This is a genomic window from Nocardia beijingensis NBRC 16342 (assembly GCF_001612785.1).
Lineage (GTDB): Bacteria > Actinomycetota > Actinomycetes > Mycobacteriales > Mycobacteriaceae > Nocardia > Nocardia beijingensis.
This window is the reverse complement of record NZ_BDBC01000020.1, coordinates 141,769-161,098: the sequence shown is the minus strand read 5'-3', so window position 1 is coordinate 161,098 and position 19,330 is coordinate 141,769. Positions and strand designations below refer to the sequence as shown.

Sequence of the window (19,330 nt, the reverse complement as noted above, 5' to 3'; positions counted from 1 at the left end):
CATGTTTCACCGGTTGACACCTAGCCCCGGTCATCGGTCACACTAGTTGAGTGTACAGACGTGCACTGAAATTCGGTCGCACGTCGTCAGCCCGACAAGAGGCACGGAGAACTAATGGTGGATCTCATCAACCTGGTGCAGACCCTGACCTCGCCACACCCGCTGGATCGCTATCTGGAGCTGGTCCGCCCCACCCTCACGGTGCGGGACATGCGGGCCGAAATCACTCACGTGCGCCGCTCGGCGCCGGGTTCGGTCACGCTCACGCTGCGCCCGACCCGGCAGTGGAAGGGCCACGTCGCCGGACAGTACGTCCAGATCGGCGTGGTGATCGATGGCGTGCGGCACACGCGGTGCTATTCGCCGGTGAACCCGGAAGGCGATCGGGATCGCAGCATCCAGCTGACCGTGAAAGCGCATCCGGACGGCTTGGTGTCGCAATACCTCTACCGCAACGCCGTCCCCGGCATGGTGGTCGACCTGACGCCCGCCGACGGCGTGTTCCGGTTGCCGCGGCCGCGGCCGCGGCGCGTGCTGCTGATCAGCGGCGGTAGCGGCATCACGCCGGTGCTGTCCATGCTGCGCACGCTCGCCGCGGAGGAGCATCCTGGCGAGGTCGTCTTCCTGCACTACGCGAAATCGCCCGACGCGCTGCCGCATCGAGCGGAGCTGGACGCGATCGCGCGACGGCACCCGAACTTCCGCGTCGAACTGCGCTATCCGCGCCGCACGCAGGACCTGCCGCCGAAGGTGGATCCCGATGCGCCGTGGGTGGACATCGCCCAGCCGAAGGGCGACGGATATTTCGACTACGACGAACTGGAGCGCGTCGCGCCGTGGTTCGCCGACGCGGAAACCTTCGTCTGCGGCCCACCGGCGCTGATGGACGCGGTGCGCACGATCTACGAGGCCGAGCAACTCGCGGACCGGCTGCACTCCGAGGAGTTCACACTGTCGCTCGCGCCGGTGGACGCCGCCGACGCGCACGGCACCGTCAGCTTCTCGGCCAGCGGCGTGAGCGCGCCGAACAACGGCGCCACGCTGCTCGAGCAGGCCGAATCCGCCGGCCTCAGTCCCGAGTACGGCTGCCGCATGGGGATCTGCTTCTCCTGCACCGCGGTGCGCCGCTCCGGCTGCACGCGCAACCTGCGCACCGGCGAGACCGACACCGACCCCGACCAGCCGATCCAGCTGTGCATCAGCGCACCGGTCGGCGACGTCGACATCGACATCTGATTCACGAAGGGGAGCGAATCATGACCATCCTGACCGAAACCGAGAACGGACCGCTGGTCCTGAGCCCGGACCAGATCGAAGAGCTCGGCCGCGAACTCGACGAGCTGCGCGCCGCGATCGTCGCCGACCTCGGCGAACGCGACCGGGAATACCTCTACTCGATCATCAAGGCGCAGCGCGGATTCGAGATCGCCGGGCGCGGCCTGATGTATCTGGGCTTCCTTCCGCCCTTCTGGCTGGCCGCGGTGGCGGCGCTGAGTGTGTCGAAGATCCTGGACAACATGGAGATCGGCCACAACGTGATGCACGGCCAGTACGACTGGATGCGTGAGCCCGGCCTGAATTCCCGTGTCTTCGAATGGGACACCGTCTGCCCGGCCGACCAGTGGAAGCACTCGCACAACTACCTGCACCACACCTACACCAATATCCACAACAAGGACCGCGACATCGGCTACTCCATCCTGCGCATGGACGAGGCGCAGGAGTGGAACGTGCTGCGGCTCGGTCAGCCGCTGTACGCCTTCGTGCTCATGATGCTGTTCGAGTGGGGCGTCATGGGCCACGACCTCGAGGTCGAGAACATCCTGGCGGGGAAGAAGAAGTGGCCGGAGGTCAAGCGGCTGCTGCTCGGCCAGTGGCGCAAGGCCGGCAAGCAGGTGCTCAAGGACTACCTGGTGTTCCCCGCGCTGACCGGGCCGCTGTTCTTCCACACCTTGGCCGGTAACGTCACCGCCAACCTGGTGCGCAACGTGTGGGCCTTCGCCATCATCTTCTGCGGTCACTTCCCGACCGGCGTACAGACGTTCACCGAGGAGGAGACCGCGGACGAGACCCGCGGCGAGTGGTACATCCGGCAGATGCTCGGCTCGGCCAACATCACCGGCAGCAAGCTGTTCCACATCATGTCCGGGAATTTGTCGCATCAGATCGAGCACCATCTGTTTCCCGACCTGCCCGCCAGCCGTTATCCGGAGATGGCGCCGACCGTGCGCGCATTGTGTGAAAAGTACGGTTTGCCGTACAACACCGGCCCGCTCGGTAAGCAGATCGGCTCGGTGTGGAAGAAGATTTTCAAGCTGGCACTGCCGCCGCGCTGGGTCGAGAGCGAGCCGTCGCCCGGTGTTATCGTGATGCGTCAGCGAAAGGCGAGCGAAGCGGGCGTGTGAATGATCGGGAAATTCGAGAGCCGCAAGGATCTCATTCAGGAATTGACGTCCTCCGGCGCCAAGCACGTCGGCAATATCGCCAACATCATCACGGGGACCGTCTCCGAGGTCACCAGGGAGATCGGTGAGTGGATCACCGACGCCATCGAGATGAACGAGGCGGCGGCCGCGGCGCGCAAGGACGCGCAGGCGCAGCGGGATCTCGATCGTGACCTCGGCGACGAGGCCGAGGTCACGGTGCCGAAACCGCGGGCGGACGCGACGGAGGCGTTTCTCGACGCCGAGGTGGTCGAGCCCGAGGTGGACGAGCCGCGCTGATCACCACACCGGCAGCCTGCGCCGGTGCTGGAGGACGTCGGTGATCAGATCCTGATACCCGTCGAGCAGTTCGGCGAGCCTGGACCATTGCAGGTGGGCTTCCCCGCCCGCCTGCGCCGGGTGCGGCCCGCTCGTGATCTCCTCGTCCAAAGAGTGACGAGCGGCAACCCATTTGGCCGCGATTCGGTCGATGACCGCGCCGAGCGTCTCGGTGTGCAGGGAAGCACCTTCCCGGTGCTGCACGTTCGCGGCCACCCAGGCGTCGATCCGCGCGATCCATTCCGCGCGGCAGCCGTCGATGTTCTCCACTTGCTGGGTGCACGCCGCGACGCGGGTGCTGGATGCCTCCGGGGCGTGTGCCCGCTCCAGCGCCCGCTGCCGTCGCTCATGGCAGTCGACGAGTTTCCGCGCGGCGTGCAGCACGCTGTGCCGGTGCTGGTCGTCGCCTGGTTCGCGAATCGCGCGAAGGAGTGCGGACGGCGGCGGAAGCTCTTCGGCTCCGAAACTGCGCTGAGCGTATTGGGTGGGCATGACATACCTCTGCGACACGATGAATCCTGGATACGCCAGGGCCGAGGGGGATTTCGGGGAGGGGCGCCCCTCGGCTCCGGCGCAGTCCCGCACCCGGCTGCCATCCCACGTTCCACCGGCACGGCAGAGAAACCGGGAATTCCGCGACGATGCGAGAGAAGACGGTCCGAGAAATCGGGACACTTTCAGGAAAGCGCGGTAGCGGAAGCCACGCAACACTCTGGTCTGCGAATCCGAAAGCTGCCGGGAAATCGTTATGTTCCGTTACGGATAGGTCAACCGGCCACGCGCGGGGCCTGGCGTTCCGAGAATTGGCGAGCGTATGGGCAGCAACCGATTCCGCGTGAGCGCTGCGCGCCGCTGCCCGATCGGCTAGCCTCGGTATTCGTGCCCGCCTACGTGTCATCGCCGGAGCTGACATTCGGCTTCATGTTCGCACTGGAAGACCCTGAGCGAATCGCGGAGGTCGTGCGTAATCTGATCGTCCGCAAAACCGTCTCGGTCTTCCGGCTCGCCCGGCTCTCCGACGACGACGGCCCGCCGGAGCGCTACGTGGTCAACTGGGCGGTCATCCCGCAGATCTCGATCACCACCGCCGCGCCGGACGAAGAGGAACTGCGCACCACCCGCACCATGCTGGTCAACGCGTTTCTCAGCGAGGACGGCGAGGTCAGCCTGTATTCGGCGCAATCGAGCGGCCCGGCCTGAGGCCGGCCGTCCCGGATGACGCGCATCCGGGACGGCCGAACCGTTCAGCCGATCGGGACGGGAGCGTCGAGCCGTCCGGACCGGGCGAGTGAGAACAGCCCGCCCGCCGCGACAGCGCCGACGGCGACGAGCGCGGCCCACGCCAGTGCGGTCATCCCGGCTTCGCGCGTGCGGTCGAGCAGCGCTCCGATGCCCAGATTCCCGAGGAGGATGCCGATGCCGACGATGGTGTTGTAGAGGCCGTAGTGCGTCGCCACCAGACGGTTGCCCGACAGCGCGACCACGGTGTCCATCTCGAACGGAAACACCGCTGCCGCACCGATTCCCAGTACGGCGGCGGTGGCGAGCAGCGCGCCGATCGCGGGCCACACGCCGATGCCGGTGCCGGGGATCAGCACCAGCGGAACGAACGCGGACGCGAGGATCGCCATGCCCATTGCCAGGCTGTGCGCGCGGCCCCACCGCTGCCCGAACCAGCGGGTGATGCGCAGTTGCCCGGCGATCGCGATCAGCCCGGACAGCACGAACACCGCCGTCATCAGCATCGTCGCCGAGTCGCCCGCGATCCGCGCGGCGTGCACGGGCAACGCCAGGTAGACCTGGAAGGCCAGGACCGATGAGCTGATCATCGCCGCGGCGAACAGCAGGAACGGGCGGTTGGCCAGTACTACGCGCCAATCATCCAGCACCGAAGTGGTTTTCGGTTCGGCCCGGTGCTGCGGGAGCGCGCGCAATTGGGCGAGCGTCAGCACGCCGAACACCACGGCGGCGCCCGTGGCGGTCGCGCGGAAGTCGACGGCCATCAGCGCGAGTCCCGCGATCGGGCCGAACAGGATGCCCGCCTGGTAGAAGACGTTGAACACGGCGAACGCCTCCACCCGGCGCTCACCCGAATCCACCGCCAGATACGCGCGGACCGCGGGGTTGAACAGCGCGCCCGCGAAACCGGTCGCGGCCGAGGCCACCAGGAGCGCGGGCAGTGTGTCCGCGACCGCGAGCAGCGCGAAACCGCCGGTGCGCAGCAGACATCCGGCCACGATGAGCGGTTTGTAGCCGAGTCGGTCGGCCAGCGTGCCGCCGACGAGGAACATGCCCTGCTGGGCGAAGTTGCGGATGCCGAGGACCAGCCCCACCGCCCACGCGGCGAGCCCGAGCGGACCGGCCAGGTAACCGGCCAGGTAGGGCATCAGCATGTAGAAACCGGTGTTGATGGCGAACTGATTGACCATCAGCATGCGGCTGGGCCGGTTGAAGCCGCGGAAGGTGGTGATCAGGCCGGTCATCGCGTCCGCTCCCGCCCGGCGCCACGCGGATCGACCACCGTCGTGCATCGGGTCCACGAGACCGCGACGGCATCGCCGGGATGTGCGATGTGCCGCGGTGCGGCGGGCGGTGCGACGCCGAGCAGGCCGTGCTCGCGGCAGTAGTCGTCGTTGTACACCGTGTCGAAGTAGCGCAGCGGACCGTCGGGGAAGACCGCGGCGATCCGTGTGGCCGGATCGCCGGTGCGGGCCAGCCAGCCCGCGACCAGGGCTACCGCGCCGACGCTCCAACCGCCGCTGGCGTGGTGGGTCGCGGCGAGCCTGCGGCAAGCCCACACCGCCTCCGCGGGCGCGACCCAGTGGACCTCGTCGAACGCCGAATAATCGACGTTGTCCGGATGGATACTCGAACCCAGCCCGCGCATCAGCCGCGGCCCCGCGGGCTGTCCGAAGATCGTGGACGCCACGGTGTCGACGCCGACCAGGCGCAGGTGCGGGAAGTATCGGCGCAGCGTGCGCGTGATTCCCGCGGAATGGCCGCCCGTGCCGACCGAACAGACCAGGACGTCGATCCGCCCCAGCTGGGCGACCAGCTCGAGCGCCAGGGTCTGATAGGCGTCGCGGTTGTCGGGATTGCGGTACTGGTCCGGGCACCACGCCCGGGGTTCGCGCGCCAGCAGTTCGGCGACGCGGTCACGGCGCGCCTGCTGCCAGCCGCCGGTCGGGTGCGGCTCGGTGACCAGTTCCACCCGCGCGCCGTAGGCCGCGAGCATGCGATGCATGAGCGGTTCCATCCCGGGATCGGTGACCAGCGTGACCGGGTGGTGGTACACCATGCCCGCCAGCGCGAGGCCCAAACCCAGAGTGCCGCTGGTGGATTCGATGATCGGTGCGCCCGGAGCGAGGTCGCCGCGCGCGATGGCGCGTTCGACCATGTGCAGCGCGGGCCGGTCCTTCATCCCGCCGGGGTTGGCGCCCTCCAGTTTGGCCCAGAAGCCGCGACCGTCCGGTCGCGTCGCGCCGTCGAGCGGTTCGGTGATCCAGAGCACCGGAGTGTTGCCCACCATGGTGGCCGGACGCGGACAGCGCTGGGCCACCGTCAGGAGACTCGCCGGGCTGGCGAGCGGGGACGTCTCGCGTGGAGCTGGATCGGGCACAGCCGGGTTCTGCAGCGCAGAAGTCATGGGGAATCGTCGATTCTGTGCGGTCGCCGTGCGGCGACGGTGTGAGTGCGGACTTCGCACGAACACCGGCCGGGCCCCGGCAGGCTCCGGCCTGACGCTGACCGATCAGTTCCGATCGATGCCGAATCGAGTGAGTCTGTCTCTGCCCGGATACACCGGGAGGGTCGCGACCGGGGGTGCGCGCACACCGCCCTGGAGCGCGGACACGGGCGTCACCAGCAACACCGACACGGCCGCGAGCAGCACCAACAGCAGCAGCGAGACAGCGCGCGGCAGGGCGGCGAGCACCCCGTCGGCGGGCACGTGCCGGTCCGGCTCGGCGACGTGCTGATGCCGGTCGGCGAGGATCGCCGGGGAGACGGTGGAGACCATGCCCGGCCCGGACGCTTCGATGTGGGCGTGTGAGGCGACGACGTGGCCGAAGACGTGGCACTGGGGCACCGCCATGGCGACCACCCACACGGTGTACGCGAGTACCACGATCACCCGGATCACCGGTAGCCGCAGCGCGCCGAACGTCACGCCTTCCGATGGTACAAGTCCGTCCGCACCGGGATCGGCGGGTGGGATCGGCGCCGCGAGTGGCATCGGCTGCGGCGCAACGCGCCTCGTTTGCCGAAGACCGCCGTGCACCCCGATTCGTTGGCGTGTCGGTATCGGATGGTGCCGTTCGCGGGCGGCCGGATACGCGACAATCAGGACATCTATTGGTTGTGGCATGGATCACAGCAACCAAAGGAGCGTTGCTCATGGAACTCGAGAAGCCCGCCGCGCCGCCCAGCCCGATTCGTGTTCGAGGCGATCTGGACCCCGCGCTGTCCCGATGGCTGTGGCTGGTCAAATGGCTGCTGGCGATTCCGCACTACGTTGTGTTGTTCTTCCTGCACATCGCGTACGCGGTGCTGACGGTGGTCGCCTTCGTCGCCATCCTGATCACCGGCAGATACCCGCGTCGGCTGTTCGACTTCAACGTCGGCGTCATGCGCTGGGGATGGCGGGTGACCTTCTACGCGCTCTCGGTGCTCGGCACCGACAAGTACCCGCCGTTCAGCCTGCGACCGGACGGGGACTACCCGGCCGACTTGGAGATCGACTATCCGGAGACGTTGCATCGTGGTCTGGTGCTGGTGAAGTGGTGGTTGCTGGCGATTCCGCACTATCTGATCGTCGCCGCGGTGGTGAGCGGCGGCATCGCGGTCGCCGGGAGCGATGGTGACGACTGGGGCGGCGGCTCCCTCTCGTTGCTGAGCATCCTGCTGATCGTCGCGTTGATCGCGTTGTTGTTCACGGCGCGCTACCCGCAGGGGCTCTACGACTTCGTGATGGGCGTCAACCGCTGGATCATCCGGGTGCAGGCCTACGCCGGTCTGATGCGGGACGAGTACCCGCCCTTCCGGCTCGACCAAGGCGCTCGCGAGTCCGACTGAACCGGATATCGCCATCGAATTCGCCCGCCGAGGTCAGCGGGCGGATTCGTATATCCGCCGGACCACGTCCTCGATCTCGGGTTCTTCGATCGACAGGTCCCGCACTTCGGCGCGGTCGGACACCGCGGCGAGCAACTGCGCGGCCGTGATCTGCTCCGGATCGAAGGCCAGTCGCTGCCGCATGCCGTCGCCTTCGCTGCCGAGCAACTGGGCCGAGGGTAGATCGTCGAGGTCGGGCGACGGTTCGGCCAGGTCGACCACCAGCACCCGGCGCGCCCCGACGGTGGCCGCCAAGCCGGTCAGCGACCCGTCGTACACCAAACGGCCGTGGTCGACGACGAGCACACGCTCGCAGAGCCTTTCGATGTCGCCCATATCGTGGGTGGTGAGCAGCAGGGTGGTGCCGCGCTCGGCCCGCTCGGCGCGCAGGAACTCGCGCAATCGCTGTTTGGACAGCACATCGAGGCCGATCGTCGGCTCGTCCAGGATCACCAGCTCGGGCGAATGCAGCAGTGCCGCGGCGACTTCCGCGCGCATGCGCTGGCCCAGCGACAGCTGGCGCACGGGTGTGTCGAGCGTATCGGCCATTTCCAGCTGCTCGATCAGCTCGTGCGCGCGCTTGCGCGCCGCCTCTGGCTCCAACCGGTGGATCGCGCCGAGTATCGAGAACGATTCGCGCAGGGGCAGATCCCACCACAGCTGGGAGCGCTGGCCGAATACGACGCCGATCCGCCCGGCCAGTTCACGTCGCTGCCGCACCGGGTCCAGCCCGCAGGTGCGCACGGCGCCGGAGGTGGGCACCAGGATGCCGGTGAGCATCTTGATCGTGGTGGACTTGCCCGCACCGTTGGCGCCGATGTAGCCGACGGCGGCGCCCCGCTCGATCCGGACGGTCATCCCGTCGACCGCGGTGAGCGTCTCGCGGCGCCTGCGCCAGCGGCGGCCGTCCTTGCGATACAGGACGAACTGTCTGGTGAGACCATCCATCTCGATGATCGCCTCCGGGCTGCCGATCCGGTCGGTGTTCATCCGCCGCCTCCCTGGTAGTGCCGAGTGCCCGAGCGCCACAAACCCAGCGCCAGCAGCCAGACCCACAGCGCCGCCACCGGCGTGAGCCAGGCCAGCCAGGTGGGCAGCAGCGGCGGCCCTGGCAGGTCGAGCAGCGCGAGGGTGGGCAGGTAGGCGGTGAACGAGACCGGGATCGCGAACCCGAACAGCAGTCGCATGGGTGTGGGGAACACCGACGCGGGTTGCGTCGCAGCGAACGAGCCGCCGTAGGTGAAACTGTTGGTGAGTTCGGAACCGTCGATCAGATAGAACTGCAACCCCGCCGCGCAGACGAATACCCCACCGAACAGCGCGATACCTCCGACGAGCGTAAGTGTCAGCAGCGCGGTGGTTTCCGGGGTCCAGGCGATGTCGTTGCGCGCCGCACCGGCCGCGAGCGCGGCGATCGAGACCGAGGCCCGCGCGAACCGGCGCAGGGAGATGTCGCTGGTGATCAGTTGCAGCAGCAGCGGTTGCGGTCGCAGGTGGTATGCGTCGAGCTGGCCCATCCTGATCAGCACCGGCAGCGTGTCGAGATGGCCGAACAGCACTTGGGACAGCGCGAAACTCGTGTTGCTCAGACCGAACAACAGCAGCGCGGCGTCCAGGTCGAGCCCGCCGAGGACACGCGCGGTGCGGAAGATCAGCCACACTTCGGCCAATTCGACCAAGCCGACCAGGAACGCGCTCAAAAGCTCACTGGCGAAGGACAATCGGTAACTGCGCTGCGCCCGCAGCCGCGAGCGCAGAACGGCGACGTAGGGCGTCGACCACGACCCGGAGCGCGCGGTGGCGTCAACCACCCTGCACCTCCAGCCTGCGGCGGCCCGCGATCAGCAGCACGCGCCCCGCGATCGCGGTCACCACCACCCAGAACACCTGGACGCCGACGACCGACAGCGCCTCCGCGCCGGTGATCCGGCCCGAGAGCACGTCGATCGGGGATTGCAGCATCGATGGAAAGGGACTGGCCGCCGCGATGGCGGCCAGCCACGACGGGAACATGTGCACCGGCACGAACAGTCCGGCCAGGAACGTGCCTCCGGTGTAGTACAGCACCCGGATGCCACGGGTCTCCACGACCCAGAATCCGATCAGCACCACGAGGAACCGGAACAGGAACGAAACCACCACGGCCAGCACGACACTGACCGCTCCGAGCAGGTAGGGACCCGGCGTGACCGGCATCGCCAGCCCGAAGGTGAGCGTGCCCACCAGCACGCTCGGCACTCCGCGCGGCAGGAAAGTGCACGCCGCGCGCCCCAGATCGTCGGCGAGATAACCGCATTGGATGTCGACCGGGCGCAGGAAATCGATGGCGATGTCGCCGTTCTTCACCCGATCGTCCAGCGGCCCCAGCGGCCCCATGAACTGCAACGCGCCGAGCAGGCCCTGGGAGAGCCACACGTAGGCGCCCACGCTGCCACGGTCGTACCCGCCGAAGTCGCCAGCGGCGTCCACCGCCGCGGCGAGGACGGCCGCGCGGACGAACCCGAACACACAGTTGGTGAACAAGCCCGCGAACATGGCCGCCTTGTATTGCCACTGTCTGCGGAATCCGGCGCCCACGAGCGATGCGTACAGGGCGACGGCGCTGCTGAATCGTTCCTCGACGGCACGCTGTCCGCCCCCCTCCGGTCTGCCGCGCACAAGGAGTCGACTTTACCGGCCCCACGGGGATCGGGAAAGGCTTCGGCGCGGTTTGGGCAAAAGCCCACATCCGGGGCCCTCCGGTGTTAGAAACACTATCACTTCAGATTGTGGAGCGCTCGCGCACGACGAGTAAGGAACGCCGATGACCGTCGCCGAGATGACCGTTTTCGAGGCACTCGAATCGAACGTGCGCGGGTACTGTCGCTGCTGGCCCGCCGTCTTCGACACCGCCAGCGGGGCGTGGTTGCGCGACGAGACCGGCAAGGAATACCTGGATTTCTTCGCCGGGGCGGGCTCTCTCAACTACGGCCACAACAATCCCGTGCTCAAGCGGGCATTGCTGGACTACATCGCCGGGGACGGGATCACCCACGGGCTGGACATGTCGACCATCGCCAAGCGGCGACTGCTGGAAGCCTTGCGCGACAACGTCCTCACCCCGCGCGGGCTGGACTGGAAGGTGCAGTTCCCCGGGCCGACCGGAGCCAACGCGGTGGAAGCCGCGTTGAAGCTCGCGCGCAAGGTGACCGGGCGGCAGGCCGTGCTGTGCTTCACCAACGCGTTTCACGGGATGTCGCTGGGCGCGCTGGCGGTCACCGGGAACGCCGCCAAGCGGTCGGGCGCAGGGGTGCCGCTCGGGCACGCGATGCCGATGCCTTATGACGGGTATCTCGGTGACGCCGACGGCCTGCTCTGGATGCGGAAGGCGCTGGACGATCCGTCGTCGGGATTGGACAAGCCCGCGGCGGTGATCGTGGAGACGGTGCAGGGGGAAGGCGGCATCAAGGTGGCAAGGGCGGAGTGGTTGCGTGGGCTGGCCGAGCTGTGTTCGGCCCGCGGCATCCTGCTGATCGTCGACGACGTGCAGATGGGCTGCGGGCGTACGGGGCCGTTTTTCTCTTTCGAGACCGCCGGGATCACGCCCGATATCGTGACGTTGTCCAAGTCGATCGGCGGCTATGGTCTGCCGATGGCATTGGTGCTGTTCCGGCCGGAACTCGATCAGTGGGCGCCGGGGGAGCACAACGGTACTTTCCGGGGTAACAACGCGGCGTTCGTCACCGGGCGGGTCGCGCTCGAGCACTACTGGTCGGATTCCGCACTGGAACTCGCGACCGTGGCCAAAGGGGAGCGGATCGCGGAAGCATTGCGTGCGGTCGTCTCGGCCTTCCCCGGCGTCTCGACGCGGGGGCGGGGCCTGGTGCACGGCGTCGTGTTCGAGGACACCTCGCTGGCGGAGAAGGTCGGCCGGGCCGCTTTCGATCGTGGCTTGCTGGTGGAGACGTCCGGTTCGATGGACGAGGTGATCAAGGTGATGCCGCCCCTGACGATCGCCGACGACGAGATCGACCACGGCATCCGCCTGCTCGCCGCAGCGATGGAAGCCGTTTGCCGGTAGACGTTTTCCGGCATGTTGCGGAAGTATCTCAGCGCGGCTGTGGTGGCGGTGAGGGGCGAGTAATCGCGCTGCGACGGAGGCAAACGAGTCGCGACATCGCACTAATCCGGACGCAACAGTCCGGTGGTGTCCTGGTAGCCATGCGAATGCCCTCCTGGCTCGGGAAGAGCAAGACAACCAGCAGCATCTACGACAAGGTCGGCGGTCACGAGGCGCTCGAGATCGTCGTGGAGGATTTCTACACGCGCGTGCTCGCGGATGGAGAGTTGGCCGGGTTCTTCACCGGTACGAACATGTCGCGGTTGAAGGGAAAGCAGGTCGAGTTCTTCGCCGCCGCTCTGGGCGGGCCCACCCCGTACACCGGCGCCCCGATGAAGCAGGTCCACCAGGGCCGTGGCATCACCATGCACCACTTCGGCCTGGTGGCGGGTCATCTGGAGGCGTCGCTCACCGCGGCCGGGGTGCCGGCCGATCTGGTCGCCGAGATTCTGGGCGCCATCGCCCCGCTGGCCGACGACATCGCCTCCTCGCCGGCGAAGATCTAGCGGCCGCCCTGCCGTGTCATCCGTCGACGGCGTGCCCGCCGCGGTCGTGGCCGCAACCGCTTCGCAAGTTTCGGGAGAACATCGGCCGACTCACCGGACCCGCGCCCTGCTGAGAACGCCGGGACGAGAATCGCGTGTGTTTGAGCGGCGTGCGCCCCGGGTAATAGGACTGGAGACCCACAGCTGTAGCTGCGGGTCTCCAGTGTGCTGCGCCCCCGGCAGGAATCGAACCTGCGACCTAGGGATTAGAAGGCCCTTGCTCTATCCAACTGAGCTACGGAGGCAGCGGGTTCTACGATGGCCGACATTGGCCGTGCTGTCCAGCGAGTCGATTATAGCGACCGTCCAGGTGGCCGGATTCTTAGCGTTAGCAACGTTTCAGCCATCCCGAGACAGTAGTGACGCGCTGTGATGATCGGGGCAAGGATATCGGTACAAACCCGGCCGGGCCACGGAATACTCGCCGACTACGCTCAGTCGTATGTCGTCCGCCCCCACCTCGTCCGCCGCGCCCCGAGCCGAGGCCGCTCGCTCCGGGGCGACGTTCGCGACGATCACCGCGCTGGCCGGCGCCATCGCGGCCGTGGTCGCGGCGCTGGTGGTGGGATTGTCGGCGGCGCAGGCGCTGAGCCTGCTCGGCATCCCCGATCCCGGCGTCCCCACCACCTACGGCTTGCCCGCGGTCCGGGCGCTGGCCGATCTGTCGGCCGCGCTGACGGTCGGCTCGCTGTTGTTCGCGGCCTTCCTGGTACCGCCGCAGCCGAACGGACTGCTGGACGTCGACGGGTATCGCGCGGTGCGCAGGGCGTCGAATTTCGCGGTGGTCTGGGCCTGCTGCGCGGCGCTGCTGGTGCCGCTGACGGTGTCGGACACCACCGGACGGCCGGTGACCGACGTCCTGCGGCCGCAGGACCTGTGGCAGGCCATCGCCCGGATCGAACTGGCCGGAGCCTGGCGTACGACCGTCGTCTTCGCCCTGATCGTCGCGGTGGGCTGCCGGCTGGCGTTGCGCTGGGGCTGGACCCCGGTCCTGCTGGGTGGCGCGGTCGCCACCATGATGCCGCTGGCGTTGACCGGCCATTCCTCCTCGGGCGGGTCGCACGACGTGGCGACCAACAGCCTGATCCTGCACCTGATCGCGTCGGCCGTCTGGGTGGGCGGGCTGTTCGCGGTGCTGGCGCACGCGCTGCGCGGCGGGGCGCACACCGATGTGGCGGCGCGGCGGTTCTCGCTCACCGCCACCGTCGCGTTCGCCGTGATCGCGGTCAGCGGCGTGATCAACTCCTGGGTCCGCGTGCCGCTGGACGAACTGTTCTCCAGCACCTACGGCAGGCTGGTCCTGGCCAAGGCCGCCGCGCTGATGGTGCTCGGGGTGTTCGGCTACCTGCAGCGCCGCGCGGCGCTGCCCGCCTTGGCCGCCGACCCCGGCGACCGCTCGGCCCTGGTGCGGTACGCGGGCGTCGAGGTGCTGATCTTCGCCGCGACCATCGGCCTCGCGGTCGGGCTCGGCCGCACCCCGCCGCCCCCGCCGGACGCCGTTCCGACCCCCGTCGAAGTGGAGCTGGGCTACGACCTGGCCGGACCGCCCAGTTTCGCCCGCATGGTGTTCGACTGGCGGTTCGATCTGATCTTCGGCACGCTGTCGATCGTGCTCGCGGTGCTGTACCTGCTCGGCGTGCGACGGCTGCGGGTGCGGGGTGACGCCTGGCCGGCCGGCCGTACGGTCGCCTGGCTGTCCGGTTGCGCGGTGCTGCTCGTCGCCACCTCGTCCGGCGTCGGCCGGTACTCGCCCGCGATGTTCAGCGTGCATATGGGGGCGCACATGGCGCTGTCCATGCTCGCGCCCATCCTGTTGGCGCTCGGTGGCGCGGTCACGCTGGCGCTGCGGGCGCTGCCGCCCGCCGGCCGCGGTGGCGTGCCAGGTCCGCGGGAATGGCTGCTGGCCGCGGTGCACAACCCGGTGTCGCGGTTCCTGACCCACCCGATCGTGGCCTCGGCGATCTTCGTCGGCGGCTTCTACGCGCTGTACCTGGGCGGCATCTTCGACGCCTACGCCGACTCGCACGCGGCGCACCTGCTGATGAACGTGCACTTCGTGCTCAGCGGCTACCTGTTCTACTGGGTGGTGATCGGCATCGACCCCAAGCCGAGGCAGGTGGAGCCGCTGACCAAGCTCGGCATGGTGTTCGGCTCGCTGCCGTTTCACGCGTTCTTCGGCATCACGCTGATGAGCACGACCACGGTGCTCGGCGGCTGGTTCTACCGCGGCCTCGGCCTGGGCTGGAACGGTGATCTGCTCGGCGATCAGCGCACCGGCGGCAGCCTCGCGTGGGCCAGCGGTGAAGTGCCCCTCGTGGTGGTGATGCTGGCGTTGCTGATCCAATGGTCGCGCAGCGACCAGCGGCTCGCGCAGCGCACCGATCGAGCCGCCGAACGCGACAACGACGCCGCACTCGCCGCACACAACGCGATGTTCGCCGAACTGGCCAAGCGGGATGGAGAAGTGCGTAAGTGAGTGAACGCGCCACCACGGTCTACCCACACAGACCGGTCGGGCGGGTGGAACGGTCGCACGTGCGATCCGCACGCAGGCGGCTGGCCGGGCAGATCCGCAAGACGCCGGTCTTCCACACCTCCATCGCCAGCCCGTCCGGTCCCGTGCCGGTCACGATGAAGCTCGAGCATCTGCAGCACGGCGGAACGTTCAAAGTGCGCGGCAGCCTCAACGCGCTGCTCGAGTCGGGCGGCGGGGTCGATGAGGTGGTGATCGCCTCCGGCGGTAACGCCGGCATCGCGGCGGCGCTGGCCGCAGCGCGGCTCGGCAAGTCGTGCACGGTCGTCGTCCCGGAGACGGCGCCGCATACCAAGGTGGCCGCGATGTGGTCGCACGGCGCCGAGGTGCTCTGGCACGGCACCTCCTACGCCGAGGCCCTGCGGCACGCCACCGAGCTGGCCACCGAACGCGGCGCGCTGTTGCTGCACGGCTACGACCTACCCGAGGTGGTCGCCGGCATCGGGGTGGTCGGGCTCGAACTCGAGGAGCAGGTCCGTGGCCGTCCGCCGGTGCTGGCCGCGGTGGGCGGCGGCGGCCTGGTCGCCGGGATCGCGGCCGCGGTCGGGCGTCGTCAGCGGGTGATCGGGGTGGAGCCCGACGGCGCCGCGATCCTGCGCGCGGCATTGGCCGCGGAGGGGCCGGTGGACATCATCGGGTCCGGGATCACCGTGGACTCGCTCGGCCCGACGCGGATCGGTGACATCGCACTCGACCTCGCCCGCCGCCACGGCGTGCGTTCGCTGCTGGTCAGCGACGACGCGATCAGCGCGGCGCGGGAATATCTGTGGCGCGAGTTCCGCATCCTGGTCGAAGTGTCAGGAGCCACGGCGCTGGCCGCCGTGCACAGCGGCGCCTATGTTCCCGCCCCGGACGAGCGGCCGGTGATCGTCCTCTGCGGCGCGAATACCGACGTGGCGGTGTTCTGACCTCGCGCGGGAACGCTCGGTCTTCACATCTCGGGAAGTTGTCCACATTCCTGGATCGAATCGCTCGGGTCCAGGGAATCGGCGCACCCTGGAAGAGCCCTCCTGGAGGGGGAGGAATTTCCGGGCGATTCCGGATCCGAATGTGAAGGGGCGTGGATATGTACGAGGCGAATGCGACCGTGATCGGAACGATCGCCACCCATCCGGTCAAGCGCGACCTGACCAATGGCGACCAGGTGGTCACCTTCCGGCTGGCGAGCAATTCCCGCCGACTGGACCACACGTCGGGGCAATGGGTGGACAACGGCACCCTGTATCTCACCGTCAGCTGCTGGCGCAGGCTGGTGGCGAATGTCGACGCGTCCCTGCGGCGCGGCGATCCGATCATCGCCTACGGTCAGCTGCGCTCCCACGAATACCGCAGCAAGGACGGCGTGGAACGGCGGGACCTGGAGATGCGCGCCACCGCGCTCGGACCGGACCTGGCGCGCTGTGTCGCGCAACCGACGCGGTTGTCCGACCCGTCGGCGCGGAATACTTCCGGGGTCGTGAGCGCTGAAGGTCGGGTGCCGGTCGCCGACGCGCCGGGGGAGAATAACGCTGCCGTCGGTTCGGCACCGCCACGCGGCAGCGCACCCGAGCCCGTCGACGCCTGATCCCGCGACCGCTTTTCGTCCCGGCGGCAGGGTAGCTCTGCTTCGTCCTCCCATCTCTCGCACCGATAGGCTTCACACTTATGGCTGAGTTCATCTACCAAATGAAGAAGGTTCGCAAGGCGCACGGCGACAAAGTCGTGCTCGACGATGTCACCTTGAACTTCCTTCCCGGCGCCAAGATCGGCGTCGTCGGCCCGAACGGCGCGGGTAAATCCAGCGTGCTGAAGATCATGGCCGGACTGGACCAGCCCAACAACGGTGACGCGTTCCTCGCCGCGGGCGCCACCGTCGGCATCCTTCAGCAGGAGCCGCCGCTCAACGAGGAGAAGACCGTCCGCGGCAACGTCGAGGAGGGCATGGGCGAGATCAAGGTGAAGCTGGATCGCTTCAACGAGATCGCCGAGCTGATGGCCACCGACTACTCCGACGAACTCATGGAGGAGATGGGCAAGCTGCAGGAGGACCTGGACCACGCCGACGCGTGGGATCTGGACTCCCAGCTCGAGCAGGCGATGGACGCGCTGCGCTGCCCGCCGCCGGACGAGCCGGTCACCAACCTCTCCGGTGGTGAGCGCCGCCGCGTCGCGCTGTGCAAGCTGCTGCTGAGCAAGCCCGACCTGCTGCTGCTCGACGAGCCGACCAACCACCTCGACGCCGAGAGCGTGAACTGGCTCGAGCAGCACCTGGCGCAGTACCAGGGCGCCGTGCTCGCGGTCACCCACGACCGGTACTTCCTGGACAACGTCGCGCAGTGGATTCTGGAGCTCGACCGCGGCCGCGCCTACCCGTACGAGGGCAACTACTCCACCTACCTGGAGAAGAAGGCCGAGCGGCTCGAGGTGCAGGGCAAGAAGGACCAGAAGCTGCAGAAGCGGCTCAAGGAAGAACTCGCCTGGGTCCGTTCCGGCGCCAAGGCCAGGCAGGCCAAGAACAAGGCCCGCCTCGGCCGGTACGAGGAGATGGCGGCCGAGGCCGAGAAGATGCGGAAGCTGGACTTCGAGGAGATCCAGATTCCGGCGGGCCCGCGCCTGGGCAACGTGGTGGTCGAGGTCGAGCACTTGGACAAGGGCTTCGGCGACCGTCAGCTGATCAAGGACCTGTCGTTCACCCTGCCGCGTAACGGCATCGTCGGCGTGATCGGGCCCAACGGCGTCGGTAAGACCACCCTGTTCAAGACCATCGTCGGGCTCGAGTCGCCGGACAGCGGCGAGGTGAAGGTCGGCGAGACGGTCAAGCTGAGCTACGTCGACCAGAATCGCGCTGGCATCGACCCCAAGAAGACGGTGTGGCAGGTGGTCTCCGACGGCCTCGACTACATCGAGGTCGGCCAGCAGGAGATGCCGTCGCGCGCCTACGTGAGCGCGTTCGGCTTCAAGGGCCCCGACCAGCAGAAGCCCGCGGGCGTTCTGTCCGGCGGTGAACGCAACCGGCTGAACCTGGCGATGACGCTCAAGCAGGGCGGCAACCTGATCCTGCTGGACGAGCCGACCAACGACCTCGACGTCGAGACCCTCGGCTCGCTGGAGAACGCGCTGGAGAAGTTCCCCGGCTGCGCCGTGGTCATCTCCCACGACCGCTGGTTCCTGGACCGCACCTGCACCCACATCCTGGCGTGGGAGGGCGACTCCGACAACGAGGCCAAGTGGTTCTGGTTCGAAGGCAACTTCGAAGCGTACGAGGCCAACAAGGTCGAGCGGCTCGGCCCGGAAGCGGCTCGCCCGCACCGGGTTACGCACCGCAAGCTCACCCGCGGCTGAGTTCGTCCGCACGGGGCGGGTGCGCGGTTCGGTCGCACCCGCTCTGTGCGACGCATTGCCTGGATTTTCGGGGCGGCGCGAGCCCGGGATGTTGGTGGCCGCGTTCGAGGTCGTTCGGCGAAGGACCTCGAACGCGGAGGTGCCGGGCCGAATCGCTGGCTTGACGGAGGCAGTGCGTATTGGGGGTTGATAGGGGGCAAGACGAGGGCATGTGACGCGTATTTCCAGGCCGGTGCGCGCGGGGCCGCATTCGCATTGCGGCTGAGTGAGCCTGGTCTGACGAAATGGGGGCTGTGCTCCGGCTCTGTTTTCGTGACCATCGCCGGCGGCTGTGTGACCGATGGTGCCGCCGCTATACCTGCGGAGATCGCTGCGTGGGGTACGGGCGGAGGCGTTCGTCGAGACAGTGCCTGCGGGCGGCGGCTCCGGGCCTGATATCGACGAGGTTCGCCTCGCATGGGTGCCGCTGCCTGCTACGACGAGCGGGCGCTGCCTGTCATTTGCTGATGTGCCGTGCGGCGGGGTGAGCCCGGAAATTCGGGTCGGAAGTGGGGGAGGAGTGCTGTGGTGGGGTGGCGCGAAAAGTCTTTCCGTGGAACGCGGAACAGGAGTGACACCTACCCGCGCGTAGCTCGCTAGGGTGGGAGTCGTGAATGCGCAGGCGCAGTTCGAGCAATCGGTGGCATCGACCGCCGACGCGGTGGCCGAGCTGACCCGAGGTACCGGTGCGGCGCCGCTGCCGCCGCGGATACGACCTGTAGCGCTCACCTGACTTTCGCGGGTCCGACTTCTGTGCTGTGCCCGAGGTTGTCGCGTGCGATCTCGGCATACGAACGGCGAACTCTGCCGTCGTGGTGAACCACCGGATGTGAAAGGGAATTCACCCACGCGTCATCGGCGCACAGTTACCCTCGGACCGGCGTCACTTTGTTACGGAACCGATATCCGAGGGAGTTGG

19 protein-coding genes and 1 tRNA gene are annotated in these 19,330 nt (G+C 68.0%); 12 read left to right on the top strand and 8 right to left on the bottom strand.

Features of this window, described 5'->3' with window-relative positions:
• Positions 1–114 precede the first annotated feature (114 nt).
• From NB3_RS14825 to NB3_RS14815, 3 genes are read left to right on the top strand one after another with little or no spacing between them, the layout of a single operon-like run.
• Entirely contained in the window at positions 115–1,236 is a 1,122-nt protein-coding gene (locus tag NB3_RS14825) for a ferredoxin reductase (protein WP_067802644.1), read from the top strand.
• A 20-nt stretch (positions 1,237–1,256) separates the two neighbouring features.
• Positions 1,257–2,405, top strand: a complete 1,149-nt coding sequence (locus NB3_RS14820; protein ID WP_067802641.1) for a fatty acid desaturase family protein — start codon at positions 1,257–1,259, stop codon at positions 2,403–2,405.
• Positions 2,406–2,723 (top strand): hypothetical protein, encoded by a 318-nt coding sequence (locus NB3_RS14815; RefSeq protein WP_067802638.1) that lies wholly within the window; start codon positions 2,406–2,408, stop codon positions 2,721–2,723. It begins immediately after the preceding gene.
• Here the strand turns inward: NB3_RS14815 and NB3_RS14810 are convergent, their stop codons facing one another.
• Positions 2,724–3,254, bottom strand: coding sequence for a DUF4254 domain-containing protein (locus NB3_RS14810; RefSeq protein WP_067802636.1), 531 nt, complete (start codon positions 3,252–3,254; stop codon positions 2,724–2,726). It abuts the gene before it with no gap.
• A gap of 429 nt (positions 3,255–3,683) precedes the next feature.
• On the opposite strand from NB3_RS14810, the gene NB3_RS14805 reads away from it, so the two are divergent.
• Positions 3,684–3,962 carry a hypothetical protein gene (locus NB3_RS14805; protein WP_244891911.1) on the top strand — a complete coding sequence of 93 codons (279 nt, stop codon included), beginning with the start codon at positions 3,684–3,686 and terminating at the stop codon, positions 3,960–3,962.
• A 44-nt stretch (positions 3,963–4,006) separates the two neighbouring features.
• Here the strand turns inward: NB3_RS14805 and NB3_RS14800 are convergent, their stop codons facing one another.
• The 3 genes from NB3_RS14800 to lpqS form a co-directional block, all read right to left on the bottom strand.
• Entirely contained in the window at positions 4,007–5,245 is a 1,239-nt protein-coding gene (locus NB3_RS14800; protein WP_067802821.1) for an MFS transporter, read from the bottom strand.
• Positions 5,242–6,408: a PLP-dependent cysteine synthase family protein gene (locus tag NB3_RS14795; protein WP_067802630.1), complete on the bottom strand. Its 1,167-nt coding sequence runs from the start codon at positions 6,406–6,408 to the stop codon at positions 5,242–5,244. The genes NB3_RS14800 and NB3_RS14795 overlap by 4 nt, the downstream gene beginning before the upstream one ends.
• Positions 6,409–6,513: 105 nt before the next feature.
• Positions 6,514–6,930: a putative copper homeostasis (lipo)protein LpqS gene (gene lpqS, locus NB3_RS14790; RefSeq protein WP_157111801.1), complete on the bottom strand. Its 417-nt coding sequence runs from the start codon at positions 6,928–6,930 to the stop codon at positions 6,514–6,516.
• A 227-nt stretch (positions 6,931–7,157) separates the two neighbouring features.
• On the opposite strand from lpqS, the gene NB3_RS14785 reads away from it, so the two are divergent.
• Positions 7,158–7,835 (top strand): DUF4389 domain-containing protein, encoded by a 678-nt coding sequence (locus NB3_RS14785; RefSeq protein WP_067802623.1) that lies wholly within the window; start codon positions 7,158–7,160, stop codon positions 7,833–7,835.
• A gap of 33 nt (positions 7,836–7,868) precedes the next feature.
• On the opposite strand, the gene NB3_RS14780 is transcribed toward NB3_RS14785, so the two are convergent.
• Genes NB3_RS14780 through NB3_RS14770 form a run of 3 tightly spaced genes read right to left on the bottom strand, consistent with a single transcriptional unit; the run spans position 7,869 to position 10,451 of the window.
• Positions 7,869–8,864 (bottom strand): ABC transporter ATP-binding protein, encoded by a 996-nt coding sequence (locus tag NB3_RS14780; RefSeq protein WP_067802620.1) that lies wholly within the window; start codon positions 8,862–8,864, stop codon positions 7,869–7,871.
• The gene (locus NB3_RS14775) at positions 8,861–9,685 is read right to left on the bottom strand and encodes an ABC transporter permease (protein WP_067802617.1); all 825 of its coding nucleotides are present in this window, start codon (positions 9,683–9,685) and stop codon (positions 8,861–8,863) included. The genes NB3_RS14780 and NB3_RS14775 overlap by 4 nt, the downstream gene beginning before the upstream one ends.
• On the bottom strand, positions 9,678–10,451 hold the full coding sequence (locus tag NB3_RS14770; protein WP_244891910.1) for an ABC transporter permease: 774 nt from the start codon (positions 10,449–10,451) through the stop codon (positions 9,678–9,680). The genes NB3_RS14775 and NB3_RS14770 overlap by 8 nt, the downstream gene beginning before the upstream one ends.
• 226 nt (positions 10,452–10,677) lie before the next feature.
• On the opposite strand from NB3_RS14770, the gene ectB reads away from it, so the two are divergent.
• Both ectB and NB3_RS14760 read left to right on the top strand, forming a co-directional pair.
• Positions 10,678–11,934: a diaminobutyrate--2-oxoglutarate transaminase gene (gene ectB / locus NB3_RS14765; RefSeq protein WP_067802611.1), complete on the top strand. Its 1,257-nt coding sequence runs from the start codon at positions 10,678–10,680 to the stop codon at positions 11,932–11,934.
• A gap of 146 nt (positions 11,935–12,080) precedes the next feature.
• Positions 12,081–12,479 carry a group I truncated hemoglobin gene (locus NB3_RS14760; RefSeq protein ID WP_157111812.1) on the top strand — a complete coding sequence of 133 codons (399 nt, stop codon included), beginning with the start codon at positions 12,081–12,083 and terminating at the stop codon, positions 12,477–12,479.
• 210 nt (positions 12,480–12,689) lie between these two features.
• Here NB3_RS14760 and NB3_RS14755 read toward each other — a convergent pair.
• Positions 12,690–12,763 (bottom strand) — tRNA-Arg (locus NB3_RS14755).
• 197 nt (positions 12,764–12,960) lie between these two features.
• Here NB3_RS14755 and NB3_RS14750 point away from each other — a divergent pair.
• The 5 genes from NB3_RS14750 (at position 12,961) to NB3_RS36565 (ending at position 19,144) form a co-directional block, all read left to right on the top strand.
• Positions 12,961–14,994: a bifunctional copper resistance protein CopD/cytochrome c oxidase assembly protein gene (locus NB3_RS14750; RefSeq protein WP_067802605.1), complete on the top strand. Its 2,034-nt coding sequence runs from the start codon at positions 12,961–12,963 to the stop codon at positions 14,992–14,994.
• Complete coding sequence (locus tag NB3_RS14745; RefSeq protein ID WP_084486242.1) at positions 14,991–15,959, top strand: serine/threonine dehydratase; 969 nt, start codon at positions 14,991–14,993, stop codon at positions 15,957–15,959. Before NB3_RS14750 ends, NB3_RS14745 begins: the two co-directional genes overlap by 4 nt.
• 158 nt (positions 15,960–16,117) lie before the next feature.
• A complete protein-coding gene (locus tag NB3_RS14740; RefSeq protein ID WP_084486241.1) occupies positions 16,118–16,615 on the top strand; it encodes a single-stranded DNA-binding protein in 498 nt (165 codons plus the stop codon).
• A gap of 80 nt (positions 16,616–16,695) precedes the next feature.
• A complete protein-coding gene (gene ettA / locus NB3_RS14735; RefSeq protein ID WP_039796561.1) occupies positions 16,696–18,372 on the top strand; it encodes an energy-dependent translational throttle protein EttA in 1,677 nt (558 codons plus the stop codon).
• A gap of 649 nt (positions 18,373–19,021) precedes the next feature.
• Positions 19,022–19,144: a hypothetical protein gene (locus NB3_RS36565; RefSeq protein ID WP_267465347.1), complete on the top strand. Its 123-nt coding sequence runs from the start codon at positions 19,022–19,024 to the stop codon at positions 19,142–19,144.
• The last annotated feature ends 186 nt before the right edge of the window (positions 19,145–19,330 follow it).

Bases quoted from the DNA above. Each gene is read 5' to 3' on its own strand.
- NB3_RS14825 (WP_067802644.1), top strand. From the start codon at position 115: ATGGTGGATCTCATCAACCTGGTGCAGACCCTGACCTCGCCACACCCG.
- NB3_RS14820 (WP_067802641.1), top strand. From the start codon at position 1,257: ATGACCATCCTGACCGAAACCGAGAACGGACCGCTGGTCCTGAGCCCG.
- NB3_RS14815 (WP_067802638.1), top strand. From the start codon at position 2,406: ATGATCGGGAAATTCGAGAGCCGCAAGGATCTCATTCAGGAATTGACG.
- NB3_RS14810 (WP_067802636.1), bottom strand. From the start codon at position 3,254: ATGCCCACCCAATACGCTCAGCGCAGTTTCGGAGCCGAAGAGCTTCCG.
- NB3_RS14805 (WP_244891911.1), top strand. From the start codon at position 3,684: ATGTTCGCACTGGAAGACCCTGAGCGAATCGCGGAGGTCGTGCGTAAT.
- NB3_RS14800 (WP_067802821.1), bottom strand. From the start codon at position 5,245: ATGACCGGCCTGATCACCACCTTCCGCGGCTTCAACCGGCCCAGCCGC.
- NB3_RS14795 (WP_067802630.1), bottom strand. From the start codon at position 6,408: ATGACTTCTGCGCTGCAGAACCCGGCTGTGCCCGATCCAGCTCCACGC.
- NB3_RS14785 (WP_067802623.1), top strand. From the start codon at position 7,158: ATGGAACTCGAGAAGCCCGCCGCGCCGCCCAGCCCGATTCGTGTTCGA.
- NB3_RS14780 (WP_067802620.1), bottom strand. From the start codon at position 8,864: ATGAACACCGACCGGATCGGCAGCCCGGAGGCGATCATCGAGATGGAT.
- ectB (WP_067802611.1), top strand. From the start codon at position 10,678: ATGACCGTCGCCGAGATGACCGTTTTCGAGGCACTCGAATCGAACGTG.
- NB3_RS14760 (WP_157111812.1), top strand. From the start codon at position 12,081: ATGCCCTCCTGGCTCGGGAAGAGCAAGACAACCAGCAGCATCTACGAC.
- NB3_RS14750 (WP_067802605.1), top strand. From the start codon at position 12,961: ATGTCGTCCGCCCCCACCTCGTCCGCCGCGCCCCGAGCCGAGGCCGCT.
- NB3_RS14740 (WP_084486241.1), top strand. From the start codon at position 16,118: ATGTACGAGGCGAATGCGACCGTGATCGGAACGATCGCCACCCATCCG.
- ettA (WP_039796561.1), top strand. From the start codon at position 16,696: ATGGCTGAGTTCATCTACCAAATGAAGAAGGTTCGCAAGGCGCACGGC.